The organism is Psychrobacter sp. (assembly GCF_036731945.1).
Taxonomy (GTDB): Bacteria; Pseudomonadota; Gammaproteobacteria; order Pseudomonadales; family Moraxellaceae; genus Psychrobacter.
Genome location: NZ_DAINDI010000078.1, coordinates 8,671 through 11,980, shown reverse-complemented (window position 1 = coordinate 11,980; position 3,310 = coordinate 8,671). Strand labels below are relative to the sequence as shown.

At 44.3% G+C, this 3,310-nt stretch carries 4 protein-coding genes; all 4 read right to left on the bottom strand.

Annotated elements, in window-relative coordinates; translation table 11 throughout:
* A partial coding sequence (locus tag V7D75_RS12870) for a sodium-dependent transporter (protein WP_333614872.1) occupies positions 1-821 on the bottom strand: 821 nt, incomplete at its 3' end.
* Between the two features lie 245 nt (positions 822-1,066).
* Positions 1,067-1,798 carry an acyl-ACP--UDP-N-acetylglucosamine O-acyltransferase gene (gene lpxA / locus V7D75_RS12865; protein ID WP_333614871.1) on the bottom strand — a complete coding sequence of 244 codons (732 nt, stop codon included), beginning with the start codon at positions 1,796-1,798 and terminating at the stop codon, positions 1,067-1,069.
* A gap of 257 nt (positions 1,799-2,055) precedes the next feature.
* Positions 2,056-2,565, bottom strand: coding sequence for a 3-hydroxyacyl-ACP dehydratase FabZ (fabZ, locus tag V7D75_RS12860; protein WP_193032362.1), 510 nt, complete (start codon positions 2,563-2,565; stop codon positions 2,056-2,058).
* Between the two features lie 114 nt (positions 2,566-2,679).
* Positions 2,680-3,310: UDP-3-O-(3-hydroxymyristoyl)glucosamine N-acyltransferase (gene lpxD / locus V7D75_RS12855; protein WP_333614870.1), on the bottom strand; the 631-nt coding region annotated here is incomplete at its 5' end.

Sequence of the window (3,310 nt, the reverse complement as noted above, 5' to 3'; positions counted from 1 at the left end):
AACCCAGCCGCTAAAGCAATGACAGTGTCTAGAATAACAACGGTACGCGCCGTGCTTAATAGATTGACATCACGACCTAAATAAGAGCCATAAGCCACCATGATGCCCATACCGATAGATAAGGTAAAGAAAGCATGACCAAGCGCCGCTAGCATCACATCGCCATTTAACTTACTAAGGTCTGGCGCAAACAGGTAGTTCACCGCTTCGCCAAAACCGCCATTCATGACGTTGTAACCAACAATTACGAATAAAATCACACCAAGTAAAGGCATAAGCACTTTGGCAGTGTTTTCAATACCTTTCGTGACACCAACACCAACGATTAAAGCGGTGATTGCCATGAACCCAGTATGCCAAATCGTCAAGGTGCCAGCTGACGCTAACATCGCATCGAAGGTAGCCGCCACAGAGTCGCTGTTTTGACCCGCAAAGCTGCCTGAGCCAACTTTGGTGATGTAGTTAAGCGCCCAACCACCGATGACACTATAAAACGATAGAATTAAGAAACCACCTAAAATACCAGTCGCACCGACAATACCCCAGCTGCGAGACTTGCCTTCACTGGCAGCGACATCAGAAAAAGTATTAATAGGGTTTTTTTGCCCACGGCGACCAATCAGCCATTCTGCAACCAAAATTGGAAAACCAATCAGAGCAAGACAAAATAAATAAGCGATAACAAAAGCGGAACCGCCACTCTCCCCAACCATATAAGGGAACTTCCAAATATTCCCTAAACCAACTGCCGATCCTACTGCTGCTAGTACGAAGCCAAAACTTGAGCTCCACTGAGCATGTTCTTTTTTATGAATAGCCATTTTGCCTTCCTCGTGCTTCAATTACTGTCGCTTATAATCTTCCTTGATTATCATAAATGGCTCTTGATGATAGAGACTCATTTAACCAGCTTGTCAATGTGACGCGCTTAGCAACATTATGAAAGAATTGTTTACAATATCGTAAACGCTCAGTTTCTGCTAAGCGACCAAAAAAGTCAAGTAGCGATAAATATAAAAAGCCATAACTATTAGTTATGGCTTTTTATATTTATCGAGATAATTTGTCAAAGTATTGGCTCTGTTGGTAATAGCCCTGTTTTTAAAATCTCAAGCGCTTGAGCCGTTGTTAGACCTGATCGGTAGATAACACGATACGCTTGGCGCAATACATCAATCGTTTCTTTAGACCAGTCTTTACGGCGCATACCTTCGACATTTAGGCCGTGGGCTTTGGCAGGATTACCTGAAACCATGGTAAAAGCAGCGACGTCTTTTAAAATTAGGCTAGCTCCGCCAACCAAACTGTAATCATCAATAGTACAGAACTGATGAATACCTGAGTTGCCGCCAATAATCGTATGGTTACCAATAGTCACATGCCCTGCCACCCCGACATTATTAGCCAATACATTATGGTCGCCGATTAAGCAATCATGGGCCACATGGGTATTGACCATCAAAAGATTGTGACTGCCAATCTTCGTCAAGCCGCCGTCTTGCTCAGTGCCACGGTGCAAGCTACACGCCTCGCGAATGGTATTATGATCGCCAATTTCAAGCCACGTACGCTCACCCGCGTATTTCAAATCCTGCGGGTCTTCGCCAATACTGGCGAACTGATAAAACTGGTTGTATTGCCCGATACGCGTCAGTCTTGCTACGACCACGTGCCGATGCAAAACCGTATGGGCACCAATAGAAACTTCATCACCGACAATACAATAAGGACCAATGATGGCAGTCTCATCAATGTTAGCGGACGGTGAGATGAGTGCTGTTGGATGAATCTGACTCATAATATGGACCTTTGTATCATCTGATGCGAATAAATGGTAAAACAAGTAAAGCAAGCTTAGCGTAAATAATCAACCTGATACTGGTTTTGGTTAAAACTGGTTAAAAAGACAACGACGCCCAAAAGCATAACGATTTTTAAAAGTGGCAATCTAGGTAAAATACCGAGATAAATTTCTAGATTCCTACTAACAATTATCTAAAGGCGGAAGATTTAGCCAATCTTATAGAATTATTATACGTTAGTGTTCATCGTATTTTATTGTCCTTGACGGGCAATCATAATTTGGGCACTAGCAGCAAGCTCATCTTCGACATGGACGGTACAATCAAACTTATAAATACCCTGCTTTTGCATCACGGTTTTTGCACGGATAATCAGCTGATCACCAGGGATAACACGGCGTTTAAAGCGCACTTTATCCACCCCTGCAAATAAATACAAATAACCGTCCTCTGCCGTCAATCCGGCGCTAATAAACCCAAGGACGCCCGATACTTGCGCCATCGACTCCACCATCAATACACCCGGCATGATGGGCTGATCGGGAAAGTGGCCATTAAAAAACTCTTCATTAATAGTCACGTTTTTGATCGCTGTAATGCATTCGCCAGGGCTGCACGATATGACTTTATCTACCAGCAAAAATGGATAACGATGCGGCAGATAATGCTTCAATGTATGATAGGTTAATGGCAGTGTTAAGCCTTGTTCTGCTAAGCTTTTGATGTCTTCATCACTTGGGCTATCAATAACAGTCGTACTCATAATGGCGCTTCCTTGCTATATACTGAGCATTGCTTTGTGTTCAAGCATTGCTGTGTTTTTAAATTTTATAAATAAGTTTGATATGTTGTTAAGTTATCTATTAACCGCGCTAGACTAATCGCGACCAAGCTGGCGAAAGCGTACCGCCGCACGGCGCCAATTAGCGGTTGGCATGGCCGCTGTACCAGAGGAGTATGAACCAGCCTTGTTAATGGATTTGGTCACCATGGTCATGCCAGATAAAGTGACGTCATCAGCAATCTCAATATGGCCAGTAATGCCAACAGCGCCGCCGATAATGCAGCGCTTGCCAATGGTGGTACTACCGGCAATGCCAGTTTGCGCTGCGATGGCAGTACCATCACCGATACGGACGTTATGAGCAACTTGTACAAGATTGTCAATAATAACATGATTGCCAATCACCGTATCGTCAATTGCACCGCGATCGATACAGGTTTGGCTGCCTATACGTACATCATCGCCAATTACCACGCGTCCTAATTGAGCAATACGCTCCCAGCCGGTAACACTAGGATTACTCGTAGGCGCAAAGCCAAAGCCTTCTGACCCTATGCTAACGCCAGCATGCAATCTTACACGATTACCAAGCACACAATCATGCGCGATGACCACTTGTGATTTGAGCACACAATCGGTACCAATACTGCTGTTCGCCTCAATGACCACGTGCGCATCAAGCACACTGCGATCACCAATTTGTACCCCTTCGCCAATCATACAA